This is a genomic window from Agromyces sp. NPDC057865, assembly GCF_042796995.1.
Taxonomy (GTDB): Bacteria; Actinomycetota; Actinomycetes; order Actinomycetales; family Microbacteriaceae; genus Agromyces.
The window spans coordinates 286,758-300,796 of record NZ_JBHVMJ010000002.1; the positions used below are offsets into that span (position 1 = coordinate 286,758).

Below are 14,039 nucleotides of genomic sequence, written 5' to 3' on the forward strand. Positions count from 1 at the left end.
ACGGCCCCGCGGCATCCGCGGGGCCGTTCGCCGTTCGGATCACTCGTGCGAGACGTCCTCGTCGACCCAGTCGAAGGTCTTCGAGACGGCCTTCTTCCACAGGCGCAGCTGGCGCTCGCGCTCGGCCTCGTCCATCTTGGGCTCCCAGCGCTGGTCCTCCTGCCAGTTGGCGCGGAGGTCGTCGAGGCCCGACCAGAAGCCGACCGCGAGGCCCGCCGCATAGGCCGCGCCGAGCGCCGTGGTCTCCGCGACGACCGGCCGGACGACCGGCACGCCGAGGATGTCGGCCTGGAACTGCATGAGCGTGTTGTTCGCGATCATGCCGCCGTCGACCTTGAGCTCGGTGAGCTCGACCCCCGAGTCGGCGTTGACGGCGTCGAGCACCTCGCGCGTCTGGAACGCCGTCGCCTCGAGGGCGGCACGGGCGATGTGGCCCTTGTTCACGTAGCGCGTGAGGCCCACGAGGGCACCGCGCGCATCCGCACGCCAGTACGGCGCGAACAGGCCCGAGAACGCCGGCACGAAGTACGCGCCGCCGTTGTCCTCGACCGACTTCGCGAGCTCCTCGACCTCGGGGGCGCTCGAGATCAGCCCGAGGTTGTCGCGCAGCCACTGGATCAGCGAACCGGTGACCGCGATCGAGCCCTCGAGCGCGTAGTGCGGCGCCTCGTCGCCGATCTTGTACCCGAGGGTCGTGAGCAGCCCGTTCTTCGAGTGCACGATGTCCGTGCCCGTGTTGAAGATGAGGAAGTTGCCCGTGCCGTAGGTGTTCTTGGACTCGCCGGGATCGAAGGCGGCCTGGCCGAACGTCGCGGCCTGCTGATCGCCGAGGTCGCCGGCGATCGGGACCTCGCGGAGCAGGCTCGACCCGTGGGCCGTACCGAACACGCCCGACGAGGGCTTGATCTCGGGGAGCATCGACTTCGGAACGTTGAACGCCGCGAGGATGTCGTCGTCCCACTGGAGGGTCTCGAGGTCCATGAACATCGTGCGGCTCGCGTTCGTGACATCCGTCGCATGCACACCGCCGTCGACGCCGCCCGTGAGGTTCCACAGCACCCACGTGTCGGTGTTGCCGAAGATCAGGTCTCCCGCCTCCGCTTTCTCACGGGCGCCCTCGACGTTCTCGAGGATCCAGACGATCTTGGTGCCTGAGAAGTACGTCGCCAGCGGCAGGCCGACCTTGTCCTTGAACCGCTCGACGCCGCCGTCGGCCGCGAGGCGGTCGACGATCGGCTGCGTGCGGGTGTCCTGCCAGACGATCGCGTTGTAGACGGGCTCGCCCGTGTTCTTGTCCCACACCACCGCGGTCTCGCGCTGGTTGGTGATGCCGATCGCGGCGATGTCGTGTCGGGTGAGCTGCTTCTTGCCGAGGGCCTGGCCGATCACCTCGCCGGTGTTGCGCCAGATCTCCATGGGGTCGTGCTCGACCCAGCCCGGCCTCGGGAAGATCTGCTCGTGCTCGAGCTGTCCCGTCGACACGATCGAGCCCTTCTTGTCGAAGACGATCGCGCGTGTGCTCGTTGTTCCCTGGTCGATGGCCAGGACGTAGTCAGCCATGACTTCCTCTCAATGTTGCGGATGTCCCACCGGCGTCCGCGTCGGCGGGGGTGCACGCGCGTCGGCGCGTGCCGGGGGAAACGGAAGCGGGACCGACCCGTCAGGGCCGGTCCCGCAGGATGGTCAGGTGATGACCGGAAGGAGCAGGAGCGCGGCCCAGCCGGCGAGGACACCGCCGATGATCGGACCGACGACCGGGACCCACGAGTAGGACCAGTCGCTGCCGCCCTTGCCCTTGATCGGGAGGAAGGCGTGCGCGATGCGCGGGCCGAGGTCACGGGCCGGGTTGATCGCGTAGCCCGTGGGACCACCGAGCGACACGCCGATGCCGACCACGAGGAGGGCGACGGGCAGCGCGCCGAGGGAGGCGAGGCCGGAGGCGTCGCCCTGACGCCCGAAGCCGATGACCACGAACACCAGCACGAAGGTGCCGATGATCTCGGTGATGAGGTTCCAGGCGTAGTTGCGGATGCCGGGGCCCGTCGAGAAGGTGCCGAGCTTCGGCGCCGGGTCGGGCTCCTCGTCGAAGTGCTGCTTGTAGGCGAGCCACACGATGATCGCGCCGAGGATCGCGCCCAGCAGCTGCGCGCCGATGTACGCGATCACCGAGACGAAGTTCACCGGAACGGTGAGGCCGAGGCCGGCGTTGCCGAACTCCGTGGCGCCGTTCGCGACGAGACCGAGGGTGACGGCGGGGTTGATGTGCGCGCCCGATGCATAGGCGACGATGACGGCGGCGAAGACCGCGAAGCCCCAGCCGAAGGTCACCATGAGGAATCCGCCGTTGAAGCCCTTCGTCTTCGCAAGGGCGACGTTGGCGACGACACCGCAACCGAGGAGTACCAGCATCGCGGTCCCCACGAGTTCCGAGAGGAACAATATTCCGAGATTGTCCACGTCGACCATCCATCCTTTTCGCTTGGCCCGCAGGGCGTCGCCCAGGGGCGGAACACTGCCCACGATACTCAGGCCGTTCGGTGCGGGGAATGGGCGAATCGGATTTCGAGGAGAGTGCCCTCCGATTTGCCCGATGCCCTTACCTCGCGCGCCGCTTGGGGCGTAGGTTCATGGGGGAGTGCTGCGACGGCGCCGATGCATGGTCGCGCGGTGTCCGGCAGCCATGGTGAAGGGATGCCCGTGAAGAAGATCATCAACGATCCGAAGCGCGTCGTCGACGAATCGGTCGCCGGATTCGGCCTGGCCCACGCCGACATCGTCCGCGTCGAGATGGATCCGATCCATGTCGTGCGGGCTGACGCCCCGATCGCCGGCAAGGTCGGCATCGTCAGCGGCGGCGGCAGCGGACACGAGCCGCTCCACGCCGGCTACGTGGGCTTCGGCATGCTGGATGCCGCGGTGCCCGGTGCGGTCTTCACCTCGCCCACCCCCGACCCGATCCTCGCCGCCACCAAGGCGGTCGACGGCGGTGCGGGCGTGCTGCACATCGTGAAGAACTACACGGGCGACGTGCTCAACTTCGAGACCGCGGCCGACCTGGCGGCCGCCGACGGGATCACCGTGCGGGCGGTCGTCACGAACGACGACGTGGCCGTGAAGGACAGCCTCTACACGGCGGGCCGCCGCGGGGTGGCCGGCACCGTGCTGGTGGAGAAGATCGCGGGCGCGGCCGCCGAGCGCGGCGACTCGCTCGACGAGGTCGCCGACCTCGCCGAACGCGTCAACGCCAACGCGCGGTCGATGGGCCTCGCGCTCACGCCCTGCATCGTGCCGCACGCCGGCGAGCCGAGCTTCACGCTCGCCGAGGACGAGATCGAGATCGGCATCGGCATCCACGGCGAGCCGGGTCGCGAGCGCATCAAGCTCGAACCGGCCGACCGCCTCGTCGATCGCCTCCTCGAGCCCGTCCTCGAGGACCTGCCGTACTCCGGTGGCGACCGCGTCCTGCTGTTCGTCAACGGCATGGGCGGCACGCCGCTCATCGAGCTGTACCTCGCGTACCGCCGTGCGGCGGAGGTGCTCGCCGAGCGCGACATCACCATCGCCCGGTCGCTCGTCGGCAACTACATCACGTCGCTCGAGATGCAGGGGATGTCGATCACGCTCCTGAAGCTCGATGACGAGATGATCGAACTGTGGGATGCGCCCGTGCAGACGGCTGCGCTCCGGTGGGGACGATAGAAGGAGGCATCCGTGGGTCTGGACATCACCTGGGCGGTGGACTGGGTCAGGCGAAGCGCTGACGTGATCTCCGAGCACCGCGTCGAGCTCATCACGCTCGACCGCGAGATCGGGGACGGCGATCACGGCGAGAACATGGATCGCGGCTTCCAGGCCGTGCTCCCGAAGCTCGACGACCTGCCGGCCGGGTCCACCCCGGGCGATGTCCTGAAGCTCGTGGCGACCACGCTCATCTCGACGGTGGGCGGCGCGGCGGGTCCGCTGTACGGCACCGCCTACCTCAAGGGCGCCGTGGCCGCGGGGTCCGAGACGTCGCTCGACGGTCCGGCCATCGCCGCCGTGCTGACGGCGGCGCGCGACGGCATCGTGATGCGCGGCAAGGCGGAGTCGGGCGACAAGACGATGGTCGACGCCTGGACGCCTGCGGTGGACGCCGCAGATGCGGCCGCGGCGAGCGGTGCGGATGCCGCGGAGGTCCTCGCCGCTGCGGCCGCCGCCGCGCGCGAGGGCGCCGTCGCCACCGAGCCGCTCGTCGCCCGCAAGGGCCGTGCGAGCTACCTCGGCGAGCGCTCGGCCGGACACCGCGATCCGGGCGCCGAGTCGACCGCCCTGCTCCTGCAGGCCGCGGCGGACACGGCGTCGGCATCTGCGGGGGCGTGAGGGTGGCGACCCCGGGAAAGGTCGGCGTCGTCTTCGTCTCGCACTCCGCGCGCATCGCGGAGGGCCTCGTGGAACTCGCCCGTCAGATGGCGCCGTCGGCGGCCCTCGTGGCCGCCGGCGGCACCGACGACGGCCGCATCGGCACGAGCTTCGACCTGGTGAGCTCCGGCATCGCCGAGGCGGACTCGGGCGCCGGCGTCGTGGTGCTGTGCGATCTCGGCTCGGCGATCCTCACGACCGAGACGGCGCTCGACTTCCTCGACGACGAGACGCGCGAGCGCGTGCGCATCGTGGATGCGCCGCTCGTGGAAGGCGGGGTCGCCGCGGCGGTGGCTGCGGAGTCGGGTGACGACCTCGCCCAAGTGGTGAGCGCGGCGGAGTCGGCGCGCGGCGCCGGCGCCGAGCTGGCGGCTGTCGACGTCGCGCCGGAGCCGTCGGCGAGTGCGGCCTCGCCCGCGGCATCCGCTCACGCCCACTCGCGCACGGTGACGCTCGTGAACGCCGACGGCCTGCACGCCCGCCCGGCGGCCGAGCTCGTGAAGCTCGCGAGCACGTTCGGGCCGAAGGTCACGGTCAACGGGACCGACGCGAAGAGCCTGCTCAGCATCATGTCGCTCGGGCTCACGAAAGGCGCGACGGTCGAGATCGCGAGCGACGATCCCGAGGGCGGTGCGGCGGTCGACGCGATCGCGGCGCTGGCCGAGTCGGGATTCGGCGAGGCCTGACGCGTCCGTCCCGCAGGGGAGGGGACTCTCCCCAAAAAGAGAACGGACGTTCTCGTATGTTCGGTTCGTTGCCGGTCGCCTAGTTGCCGCCGGCGACCCGGATGTCGGCGCCGGAGGTGTACGAGGCGTCCGGCGACAGCAGGTAGGCGACTGCGCCCGCGACTTCGTGGACCTCGCCGGGGCGGCGCATCGGGATGCCGGGCGCACGTTCGTCGGGCGCGTCCGGACGACCGGCCGCCGCATGGATCTCGGTTCGCGTGGTGCCGGGGGAGACGGTGTTGACGCGCACGCCGACCGGGCCGAACTCCTTCGACGCACCGGTCGTGAGCGCGTTGAGCGCGGCCTTGCTCATGGAGTAGGGGATGTAGGTGTTCGGTGCACCCGTGGTCGCGGCGCCCGAGGAGATGTTGACGATCGAGCCGCCCGCGCCGCCGCGGTCGGTCGCCATGTGGGCGATCGCCGCGCGGGTCAGCACGATCGGGGCGAGCACGTTGATCCGGAAGACCAGCTCGGACTCGTCGATCGACCCGTCGAGGAAGCCGCCGATGCGGCCGGTGATGCCGGCGTTGTTGACGAGGCCGGTCACCGTTCCGAAGTGCTCGACGGCCGCGGGCACCACGCCGGCCGCGGCATCCAGGTCGGCGAGGTCGACCTGGTGCAGTAGGACACTGGCACCGGATGCCTCGCAGGCGCGCTGCACCGCCTCGGCCTCGTCTGCGCGCTCCCGGTACGTGAGGACGAGGTCGTGGCCGTCGGCGGCGAGCCGTTCGGCGATGGCGGCGCCGATGCCGCGGCTCCCGCCAGTGACGATCGTGACCGGTCGGTTCGCGGCATCCGTCTGCATGCCACCACCCTACGAGGCGGCGCGGATGCTGGCGTGCCTCGGGGGAGCGGGCGTACCATCGGGCCCATGACACGCGACGCGGCGGCTCGCTCAGGCGACGGCAACGCCTTCTCCAGATTCTTCGTCCGGGTCGACAATGCGCTCGAGCCCATCTTCACGACGACACCGCTCGTCGACGACTCGCCGCCGGTCGACGAGCAGGAGCTGCGCTCGCGTCCGTGCCCGGTGTGCGGACAGCCGATCTCCTCGCATGCGTTCGAGGAGACGAACGGCAACGTCATCATGGAGTGCCCGACCGACGAGCGGCTGCCCGAGCCGCTCGCCAACGGACCGCTCAACGAGTTCGGCATGCCCGCGACCGGGCGGCGGCTCGAGAAGTACGAGGAACGGCAGGCCCGCGAAGAGGCGGAGCGCGAGGCGCGCGAAGAGGCCGAGGCCGAGCGCGCGTAGGCCGGATGCTGCGGGAGGGCCCGCATGCGGCGGGCTCGGCCTACTCCGCGCGCTCGACCGGCAGCCACAACTCGCACGTCGCCGTGCTGAAGTCGGGGGAGCGCTCGAGCACTGCGACCATCGATGGTCCTTCGCGCAGCCGCCAGGGATTGGACGGGAACCAGTCGCTCGCCGTCGCCGCCCAGGTCGCCTGCAGCGCGGCCGGATAGGGTCCCGCGGTGCGGAACACCGCCCAGGTGCCCGCCGGAACCTCGATCGCGTCAAGATGGTCGGGCACGGGCGTCTCCGCGTTGAGGGCGACCCCATGGAGGTACGTCAGTTCGGTGCCCTCGGTGTAATCGGGGTCGACGTCGTCGCTCACTTGCAGTAGTCCCGCCGGTTCCGTGTCGCTCAGCTCCTTCAGTCGGGCGTGCTCAGCGGCGGGCAGGGCGGCGATGTGCGCCTGGATGTGCGAATTGGCGCCGTGGTGGATGAGCGGCACTCGGGCGGCGTGACCGACGAGGCGAAACGACGGTCGGTCCGTGATGCGGGTGTCCATGGGGGTGTTCCCTTCGACGGTCAGGCGGAACCTGAGCTGCGGTTGCGTACGAAGGGGACCGCCGTCTCGGCGCACATCGGCTGGGCTGACGCCGTGCACCGCCCGGAACGCCCGACCGAACGCCTCGGTCGAGCCATAGCCATAGCGGACCGCGATGCCCAGCAGGTCGCCGCCGCCGAGCACGTCGGCAGCGGCGACCGTCATGCGGCGCCGCCGGACGTATTCGGAGAGTGGCATCCCGGCGAGCGACGAGAACATCCGCCGGACATGGTACTCCGTGGTGCCCAAACTGCTCGCCAGGCCTGCGACGTCGAGGTCGTCGGTCAGGTGGTCCTCGACGACGTCGACGACGCGGTTGAGGATCGCGATCACGGTTCCTCCTTCGAGCACCCAGCCTGCCGGAGCGCGCGGGCCTGCACCCGATGATCGCGGTCCGATTCGATCGTGCCCCAGAGAGCGTGCGCGCGGAAGATCCCGGACCTGCTGTCGACCGTCGCCATGCCGGCCCGCGCCCGGTAGGCTTCACGGGAACGTGACACGAGTCGAGGAGGTGAGCCCGATGCACGCAACGTCCATTCCGGGCGCTCCTTCGAGTTCACGATCGCGCGACTGACGCAGCCGTCGCGGGGAGCGCCGCACTGCTCTCCCCGAAAGCGACGACCATGACTCCTTCTTCTCAGCGCCACGCGGAGCCGACTTCCGATGACGTCTCCGCGCACCCCACCCGCACCGCCCTGGTCCTCGGCGGCGGCGGATCGACCGGCAATGCCTGGCTGATCGGCGTCCTCGCCGGCCTGTTCGAGGCCGGCGTCGACGTGACCGACGCCGACCTGACGATCGGGACCTCGGCCGGATCGACGGCCGCGGCGCAGGTGGCCGGCGCGACGCCGACCGAGCTCTTCGCCGCCATCCTCACCGCCGAGCCCCTGCTCGACACCGGCCGAGGTCGGCCTCCTCAGCCGCGTGGCTCGGTCGGGTCGGTGACGGACCACCTCGATCGCATGCGTGCGCTCATCGCCTCCGCCGAGGACCAGGCCGACCTGCGCCGCAAGGTCGGCGCGAGGGCGCTCGAACTGGAGGCGGCATCGGGCGGCTCCCGGCAGTCGCAGTGGCGCGCCACCGTCGCGTCGCGGCTGCCGAGTCCGGAGTGGCCACGACGCCGCATCCTCATCACCGCCGTGGACGCCGAGACCGGTGAACCGGTCGCGTTCGACCGCGAGAGCGGCGTCGACCTCGTGGACGCCGTGGCCGCCAGTTGCTCCAGCGGCGCTGCCTACCGGATCGGTGGTCGCGCGTACATCGACGGGGGTTACCGCACGAACGCGGAGAACGCCGACCTGGCAGCCGGATACGCGCGGGTGCTCGTGCTGTCGCCGTTCGGCGGCAGGTCACTGGTGCCGGCGTCGTGGGGCACGCATCTCGCGACGCAACTCGACCGACTGCGGGCACGGGGGAGTGGCGTGGAAGCGATCTTCCCCGGCAGCGGATTCGAACACCTGTTCGGTGCGAATGCGATGGATCCGTCGCTGCGGCCGCCTGCGGGTCGAGCCGGCTACGACCAGGGTCGAGCGCTCGCCGCGCAGATCGCCGAGTTCTGGAGCTGACGCGCCAGCGGAGCCCATGGGTCGTGCGTCCGCGTGGGGGAGACACCTGCGAGGTCGGCCGCGCGATCCGGCTCCGGTCGGCCTCGTTCACAACGCCGTCCTCGCGGGGACGGCCGTTCACGCGGAATTCGCTTGCCGCCCAGGGTGCGCGGGGCCTAACCTGCCAAGCACTTCCAACGTTATAGGAGAAGATGCCATGCCGACCCCGACCATCGTCCTCGTCCACGGAGCCTTTGCCGACGCCGCCAGTTGGGCACCGGTCACCCGCCTGCTGCTCGATCGGGGCCACACCGTCATCGCAGCCCCGCTCTACATGCGAAGCCTCGTCGCCGACGCCGCGTCCCTCCGAGCTCTCGTCGAGCACATCGAAGGCCCGGTCCTCCTCGCAGGCCACTCCTACGGCGGCGCGGTGATCACGATCGCCGGCGAGGCCGCCAACGTCGTCGGACTCGTCTACGTCTCCGGTTACGCCCTGGATGCCGGCGAAACCATCTCGAAGCTGCAAGGCGGCTTCCCCGACTCGGAACTCATCGCGAACCTCGTCTTCACACCGTTCCCCATCCCTGGCCAGGAGGACGGCTCCGACGTCTCCGTGAAGATCGACGCGTTCCCGCAGATCTTCGCCGCGGGCCTCGACCCGCGCGTCAGCGAAGTCCTCGCCGTCTCACAACGCCCGCTGGCTGCTTCCGTGTTCGAAGAAGCGGCGCCGGCGGCCGCATGGAAGACGAAGCCGGCGTGGGGGATCGTCTCGGCGTCGGACCACACCATCAACCCCGACGTCGAACGTTTCGGCTACACGCGCGCCGGCATCGCCGATGTCACCGAGCTCGAGGCGCCGCACCTGGTCATGCAGACCAACCCGCAGGACGTGGTCGACGTCATCGAACGCGCCGTGGCCGGCAGCGGCGACGCGGGGAGCTGACGGAAACGGTTCTCCACGCTCTCGACCCGTCTCCGGCGACGAGACGATGCTGTGGCGACGGGACGATGGTGAGGACTAACCGACATAATGTGCATTATCGGCGCATGGCGGAGTCACCGTCGATTCACCACGGCATCGGCCGATCGACGGCCCGCTCCGAGTCGTCCGGGAAGTCCGGGAGCTCGCTGCCGCCGGCCCGGATGCACAACCAGCGCAGCTGCTCGGAGCCGTCGGGCGCGCAGCGCCACGTGCGCCAGACGCCCTGTCCGACCCGCACGAGCGTTCCTGCGCTGACGTCGACCACGTCATCGTCCAGGCCCATCTGGCCGCGCCCGTCGAGGAACACGTACAGTTCCTCGACACGCGCATGCCGGTGCCAGTAACCGGCTTCCTCGCCGGGCTCGAGCGCATTCGCTGTCAGCCCGATGTACTGCATCGTGAGCTCGTGATCCACGACGCGTCGGCCGTCACGTGAGCTCTCGGGTCGGAATCCGCCGTAGTGCGAGCGCCAGTCGTCGAGCCCGCCGATCTCCAGGACCTCGTAATCCGTCACGTTCCCCACGATAGGGCCGCCGACTCCCCTGTTCTTTCCGGACCGGTGGGAAAGCGTTTGCCGAACGGATGCTGCGTCAACCTCACCCGCAGACCGACTCGATGGCCGGCCGGCAGTCGTTCGGCGAGTTCCCGCTCACGCGCGTCAGCCGAAGCGTCGTGGACGCGTTCTCCTGGTAGATGCCGCCGCCGGCGGCGGTTCCGTCGGGGGCACGCGCGATGTTGCGCGCCACCCTGCTGGTCGTGAGCGACGCCGTCCCGAAGTTCGCGAGGCCGCCGCCCACGGCGACGCCTCCCGCCGGGCCGAGCGACGAATTGCCGCGCAGCGCGCTGTTCACGAGCGTCAGGTTCGCCCCGGTGTTGTTCGTGATGCCGCCCCCGACCGCCGCGGTATCGCCCCTGGCGACGTTGTCGCTCACGGTCGAGTTGGTGAGCGACGCCGTGCCGCCGTTGACGATCCCGGCCCCGCCGACGATCGACCCGCTCCCCGCCGCGGTGTTCTCGGACACCCGACTGTTGACCAGCGTCAACGTTCCGAGGTTCAGGATGCCCCCGGCGCAGGTGGTTGCGCCTCCATCTGGACAATCGACGGCGCTCCCGCCGCTGATGCGGCCGTTCACGAGCGTCAGCGCACCCCCGTCGACCACCTGGAGGATCCGGAACGCCGGGGCATCCGGGGCCCTTGTGATCGTGGCATCGATGATGGTGAGGGCGCTCGTGACGGTCGGCAGACCGGTTCGGCTCGTGGCGCCGGCGGGCACGTCGACGAGCACGAAGCGGCCGGGTGCCTGCAGCGTGTCGGCGCCGGAACCCGCCCGGCACGCGTCGCGCGGCGCGTCGGTGTTCGCCGCGATGACCGCCTCCACCAGTGAGCAGTTGCCGTTGACGACGTCGTCGACGGCGCCACGGGTGACGCGGATCGACGCGCCCGTTGCGGCGACCGCGCCCGTCAGCCCGACCACGGCCGCGGATGCGGCCACCGCCGCGAGGAGCGCCCCACGCCACCGCATGCGCGTCTCCGCCGCTCGACGTCGGAACGTGCCCGACTCAGCGGTCGGTCGCCTCGAGGCGGCCCTTCTTCCAGTTGCTCGTGCACTCGAGCGTGACCGTGAACGTTCCGCTGCCGACGGACCAATTCGTGAAGGAGCCCTCGATGGACTTGACCGCGACGAACTCCTTCCTGCCCTCGATCCGCTTCTCGGACGAGGTCGCGACCACGAGCGTGGCGACGGACGGCGCCGTGTCGATGATCACGCCCAACGGGAGGATGCGGTCGTTCGAGAACTTCTTGTCCGTGAGATACGGGAAGTCCGCCGGGCATGCTCCGCTGAACCTGGCGTTGGCCCAGAGCCCCTCGTAGCGCACCGAGTAGATCTGCACCCGGATGACCTCGGGGTCGTTCGGCGGGTCCGCCGCCGCCGGTGCCGCCACGGCCCCGACCAGCAGCATCCCGAGCCCCGCTCCGACCGCCAGCAGCTTCCGATACCCGGACATCATCGTCCTCCCCCGATTCGAGGGCCTGCCCATGATCGGCCGGGCAGCGCCCGTCCGCCAGTATGCTCCGACTTCTCGACGCTGTCTCCCCCTGCGTTTCGCGGCGGCGGTCGCCAGACGACCTGCCGAGCGCGGATCAGGCGCCAATGTAGTCCGCGAGGTGCTCGCCAGTGAGGGTCGACCGGGCGGCGACCAGGTCGGCGGGCGTTCCCTCGAACACGATCCGCCCGCCATCGTGGCCGGCGCCCGGCCCGAGGTCGATGATCCAGTCCGCGTGCGCCATGACCGCCTGGTGGTGCTCGATCACGATGACCGACTTGCCCGAGTCCACGAGCCGATCGAGCAGGCCGAGCAGCTGCTCCACGTCCGCGAGGTGCAGGCCGCTCGTCGGCTCGTCGAGCACGTAGACGCCGCCCTGCTCCCCCATGTGCACCGCGAGCTTCAGACGCTGCCGCTCGCCGCCCGACAGCGTCGTGAGGGGCTGTCCGATCGTGAGGTAGCCGAGCCCGACGTCGGAGAGCCGCCGCAGGATCGCGTGCGCGGCCGGAATGCGCGACTCGCCCGCGCCGAAGAACTCCTCCGCCTCGTCCACGGACATCCCGAGCACCTCGCTGATGTCGCGGCCGCCGAGCTTGTAATCGAGCACCGAGGCGTCGAACCGCTTGCCGACGCACACCTCGCACACCGATGCGACGGTCGCCATGGGACCCAGGTCGGTGTAGACGACGCCGTTGCCGTTGCAGTTCGGGCACGCGCCCTCGGAGTTCGCGCTGAACAGCGCCGGCTTGACGCCGTTGGCCTTGGCGAACGCCTTGCGGATCGGCTCGAGCATGCCGGTGTAGGTGGCGGGGTTGCTGCGGCGCGATCCGCGGATCGCCCCCTGGTCGATGGAGACGACGCCCTCGCGGCCCGACACCGACCCGTGGATGAGCGAGCTCTTGCCCGACCCGGCGACGCCGGTCACCACGGTGAGCACGCCGAGGGGGAGGTCGACGTCGACCCCCTGCAGGTTGTTGGCGTCGGCTCCGCGGACCTCGAGCGCGCCCGACGGCGTGCGGACCCCAGCCTTCAGCGCCGCACGGTCGTCGAGGTGCCTGCCGGTCAGCGTGCCGCTCCGGCGCAGCTCGTCGACCGTCCCCTCGAAGACGATCTCGCCGCCGCCGGCGCCGGCGCGTGGGCCCAGGTCGACCACGTGGTCGGCGATCTCGATGGCCTCGGGCTTGTGCTCGACGACGAGCACGGTGTTGCCCTTGTCGCGCAGCTGCCGCAGCAGGTCGTTCATGCGCTGGATGTCGTGCGGGTGCAGGCCCACCGTCGGCTCGTCGAAGACGTACGTGACATCCGTCAGCGACGACCCGAGGTGCCGGATCATCTTCGTGCGCTGCGCCTCGCCGCCCGACAGCGTGCCCGACGAACGGTCGAGCGAGAGGTAGCCGAGCCCGATCTCGACGAACGAGTCCATGAGCTGCTGCAGGTTCGCGAGCAGCGGCGCGACGGTCGGCTGGTCGAGGCTGCGCACCCATTCCGCGAGGTCGCTGATCTGCATGGCGCACGCATCGGCGATGCTGATGCCGTCGATCTTCGAGGAGCGCGCGCCCTCGGCGAGCCGCGTGCCGCCGCACTCGGGACACGCTGCGAAGGTCACGGCCCGCTCGACGAACGCCCGGATGTGCGGCTGCATCGCGTCGAGGTCCTTCGACAGCATCGACTTCTGCACCTTGGGCACGAGACCCTCGTAGGTGAGGTTGATGCCGTTGATCTTCACCTTCGTCGGCGCCTTGTAGAGGAAGTCGTGCAGCTCGGCCTCGGTGAACCGCTCGACCGGGGTGTCGCCGTCGAAGAACCCCGACTCCGCGTACAGGCGGGTCGACCACCCGTCGGCCGTGTAGCCGGGCACGGTGATCGCCCCCTGGTTCAGCGACTTCGTCGCGTCGAAGAGCTGGCCGAGATCGATGTCGGAGACCGTGCCCATGCCCTCGCAGCGGGGGCACATGCCGCCGAGCTGGGTGAAGTCGATCGACTTCTGCTCGCCGCCCTCCACCGTGATGGCGCCGCTCCCCTGCACGGTCGGGATGTTGAACGAGAACGCCTGCGGCGAGCCGATGTGCGGCCGACCCAGGCGGCTGAACAGGATGCGCAGCAGGGCGTTCGCGTCGGTCACGGTGCCGACCGTCGACCGGGCGTTCGCACCCATGCGCTCCTGGTCGACGATGATCGCCGTCGTCAGGCCGTCGAGCACGTCGACGTCGGGACGGGAGAGGCTCGGCATGAAGCCCTGCACGAACGCACTGTAGGTCTCGTTGATCATGCGCTGCGACTCGGCGGCGATGGTCTGGAACACCAGCGAGCTCTTGCCCGAGCCCGAGACGCCGGTGAACACGGTGAGCCGCCGCTTGGGGATGTCGACGCTGACGTCCTTCAGGTTGTTCTCACGCGCGCCCTGCACGCGGATGAGGTCGTGGCGGTCGGCCGGGTGCGACCCGTTCGTCGCGTCGTCGGTCGTGGTGATCGTCATCGGTGCTCCAAGCGGTGGGCGTGGTCTGGGACGTGC

At 70.2% G+C, this 14,039-nt stretch carries 14 protein-coding genes; 6 read left to right on the plus strand and 8 right to left on the minus strand.

The window, feature by feature from the left end:
• Positions 1-39: 39 nt before the first annotated feature.
• Complete coding sequence (gene glpK / locus ACFVN5_RS08975) at positions 40-1,560, minus strand: glycerol kinase GlpK (RefSeq protein WP_376954672.1); 1,521 nt, start codon at positions 1,558-1,560, stop codon at positions 40-42.
• A 123-nt stretch (positions 1,561-1,683) separates the two neighbouring features.
• Positions 1,684-2,466, minus strand: a complete 783-nt coding sequence (locus ACFVN5_RS08980; RefSeq protein WP_376954673.1) for an MIP/aquaporin family protein — start codon at positions 2,464-2,466, stop codon at positions 1,684-1,686.
• Between the two features lie 231 nt (positions 2,467-2,697).
• On the opposite strand from ACFVN5_RS08980, the gene dhaK reads away from it, so the two are divergent.
• The 3 genes from dhaK to dhaM are packed head-to-tail and all read left to right on the plus strand — an operon-like array spanning position 2,698 to position 5,084.
• Complete coding sequence (gene dhaK, locus ACFVN5_RS08985; protein WP_376955631.1) at positions 2,698-3,699, plus strand: dihydroxyacetone kinase subunit DhaK; 1,002 nt, start codon at positions 2,698-2,700, stop codon at positions 3,697-3,699.
• A gap of 12 nt (positions 3,700-3,711) precedes the next feature.
• Positions 3,712-4,359, plus strand: a complete 648-nt coding sequence (gene dhaL / locus ACFVN5_RS08990; RefSeq protein ID WP_376954675.1) for a dihydroxyacetone kinase subunit DhaL — start codon at positions 3,712-3,714, stop codon at positions 4,357-4,359.
• A 2-nt stretch (positions 4,360-4,361) separates the two neighbouring features.
• The gene (gene dhaM, locus ACFVN5_RS08995) at positions 4,362-5,084 is read left to right on the plus strand and encodes a dihydroxyacetone kinase phosphoryl donor subunit DhaM (RefSeq protein WP_376954677.1); all 723 of its coding nucleotides are present in this window, start codon (positions 4,362-4,364) and stop codon (positions 5,082-5,084) included.
• A 79-nt stretch (positions 5,085-5,163) separates the two neighbouring features.
• On the opposite strand, the gene ACFVN5_RS09000 is transcribed toward dhaM, so the two are convergent.
• A complete protein-coding gene (locus tag ACFVN5_RS09000; RefSeq protein WP_376954678.1) occupies positions 5,164-5,928 on the minus strand; it encodes an SDR family NAD(P)-dependent oxidoreductase in 765 nt (254 codons plus the stop codon).
• Between the two features lie 66 nt (positions 5,929-5,994).
• On the opposite strand from ACFVN5_RS09000, the gene ACFVN5_RS09005 reads away from it, so the two are divergent.
• A complete protein-coding gene (locus ACFVN5_RS09005) occupies positions 5,995-6,378 on the plus strand; it encodes a hypothetical protein (protein ID WP_376954679.1) in 384 nt (127 codons plus the stop codon).
• A 40-nt stretch (positions 6,379-6,418) separates the two neighbouring features.
• Here ACFVN5_RS09005 and ACFVN5_RS09010 read toward each other — a convergent pair whose 3' ends face one another.
• A complete protein-coding gene (locus tag ACFVN5_RS09010) occupies positions 6,419-7,288 on the minus strand; it encodes a GyrI-like domain-containing protein (protein ID WP_376954680.1) in 870 nt (289 codons plus the stop codon).
• 290 nt (positions 7,289-7,578) lie between these two features.
• Between ACFVN5_RS09010 and ACFVN5_RS09015 the strand changes: the two genes are divergently transcribed.
• Both ACFVN5_RS09015 and ACFVN5_RS09020 read left to right on the plus strand, forming a co-directional pair.
• On the plus strand, positions 7,579-8,520 hold the full coding sequence (locus tag ACFVN5_RS09015; RefSeq protein ID WP_376954681.1) for a patatin-like phospholipase family protein: 942 nt from the start codon (positions 7,579-7,581) through the stop codon (positions 8,518-8,520).
• A gap of 16 nt (positions 8,521-8,536) precedes the next feature.
• Complete coding sequence (locus ACFVN5_RS09020; protein ID WP_376954682.1) at positions 8,537-9,442, plus strand: alpha/beta fold hydrolase; 906 nt, start codon at positions 8,537-8,539, stop codon at positions 9,440-9,442.
• 124 nt (positions 9,443-9,566) lie between these two features.
• Here ACFVN5_RS09020 and ACFVN5_RS09025 read toward each other — a convergent pair whose 3' ends face one another.
• The 4 genes from ACFVN5_RS09025 to ACFVN5_RS09040 all read right to left on the minus strand — a co-directional run bounded on the left by ACFVN5_RS09025 (position 9,567) and on the right by ACFVN5_RS09040 (position 14,003).
• Positions 9,567-9,995, minus strand: a complete 429-nt coding sequence (locus ACFVN5_RS09025) for a cupin domain-containing protein (RefSeq protein ID WP_376954683.1) — start codon at positions 9,993-9,995, stop codon at positions 9,567-9,569.
• An 82-nt stretch (positions 9,996-10,077) separates the two neighbouring features.
• Entirely contained in the window at positions 10,078-11,004 is a 927-nt protein-coding gene (locus ACFVN5_RS09030; protein WP_376954684.1) for a hypothetical protein, read from the minus strand.
• A 37-nt stretch (positions 11,005-11,041) separates the two neighbouring features.
• Positions 11,042-11,488, minus strand: a complete 447-nt coding sequence (locus ACFVN5_RS09035) for a hypothetical protein (RefSeq protein ID WP_376954685.1) — start codon at positions 11,486-11,488, stop codon at positions 11,042-11,044.
• A 136-nt stretch (positions 11,489-11,624) separates the two neighbouring features.
• Positions 11,625-14,003, minus strand: a complete 2,379-nt coding sequence (locus tag ACFVN5_RS09040) for an ATP-binding cassette domain-containing protein (protein ID WP_376954686.1) — start codon at positions 14,001-14,003, stop codon at positions 11,625-11,627.
• Positions 14,004-14,039: the final 36 nt, after the last annotated feature.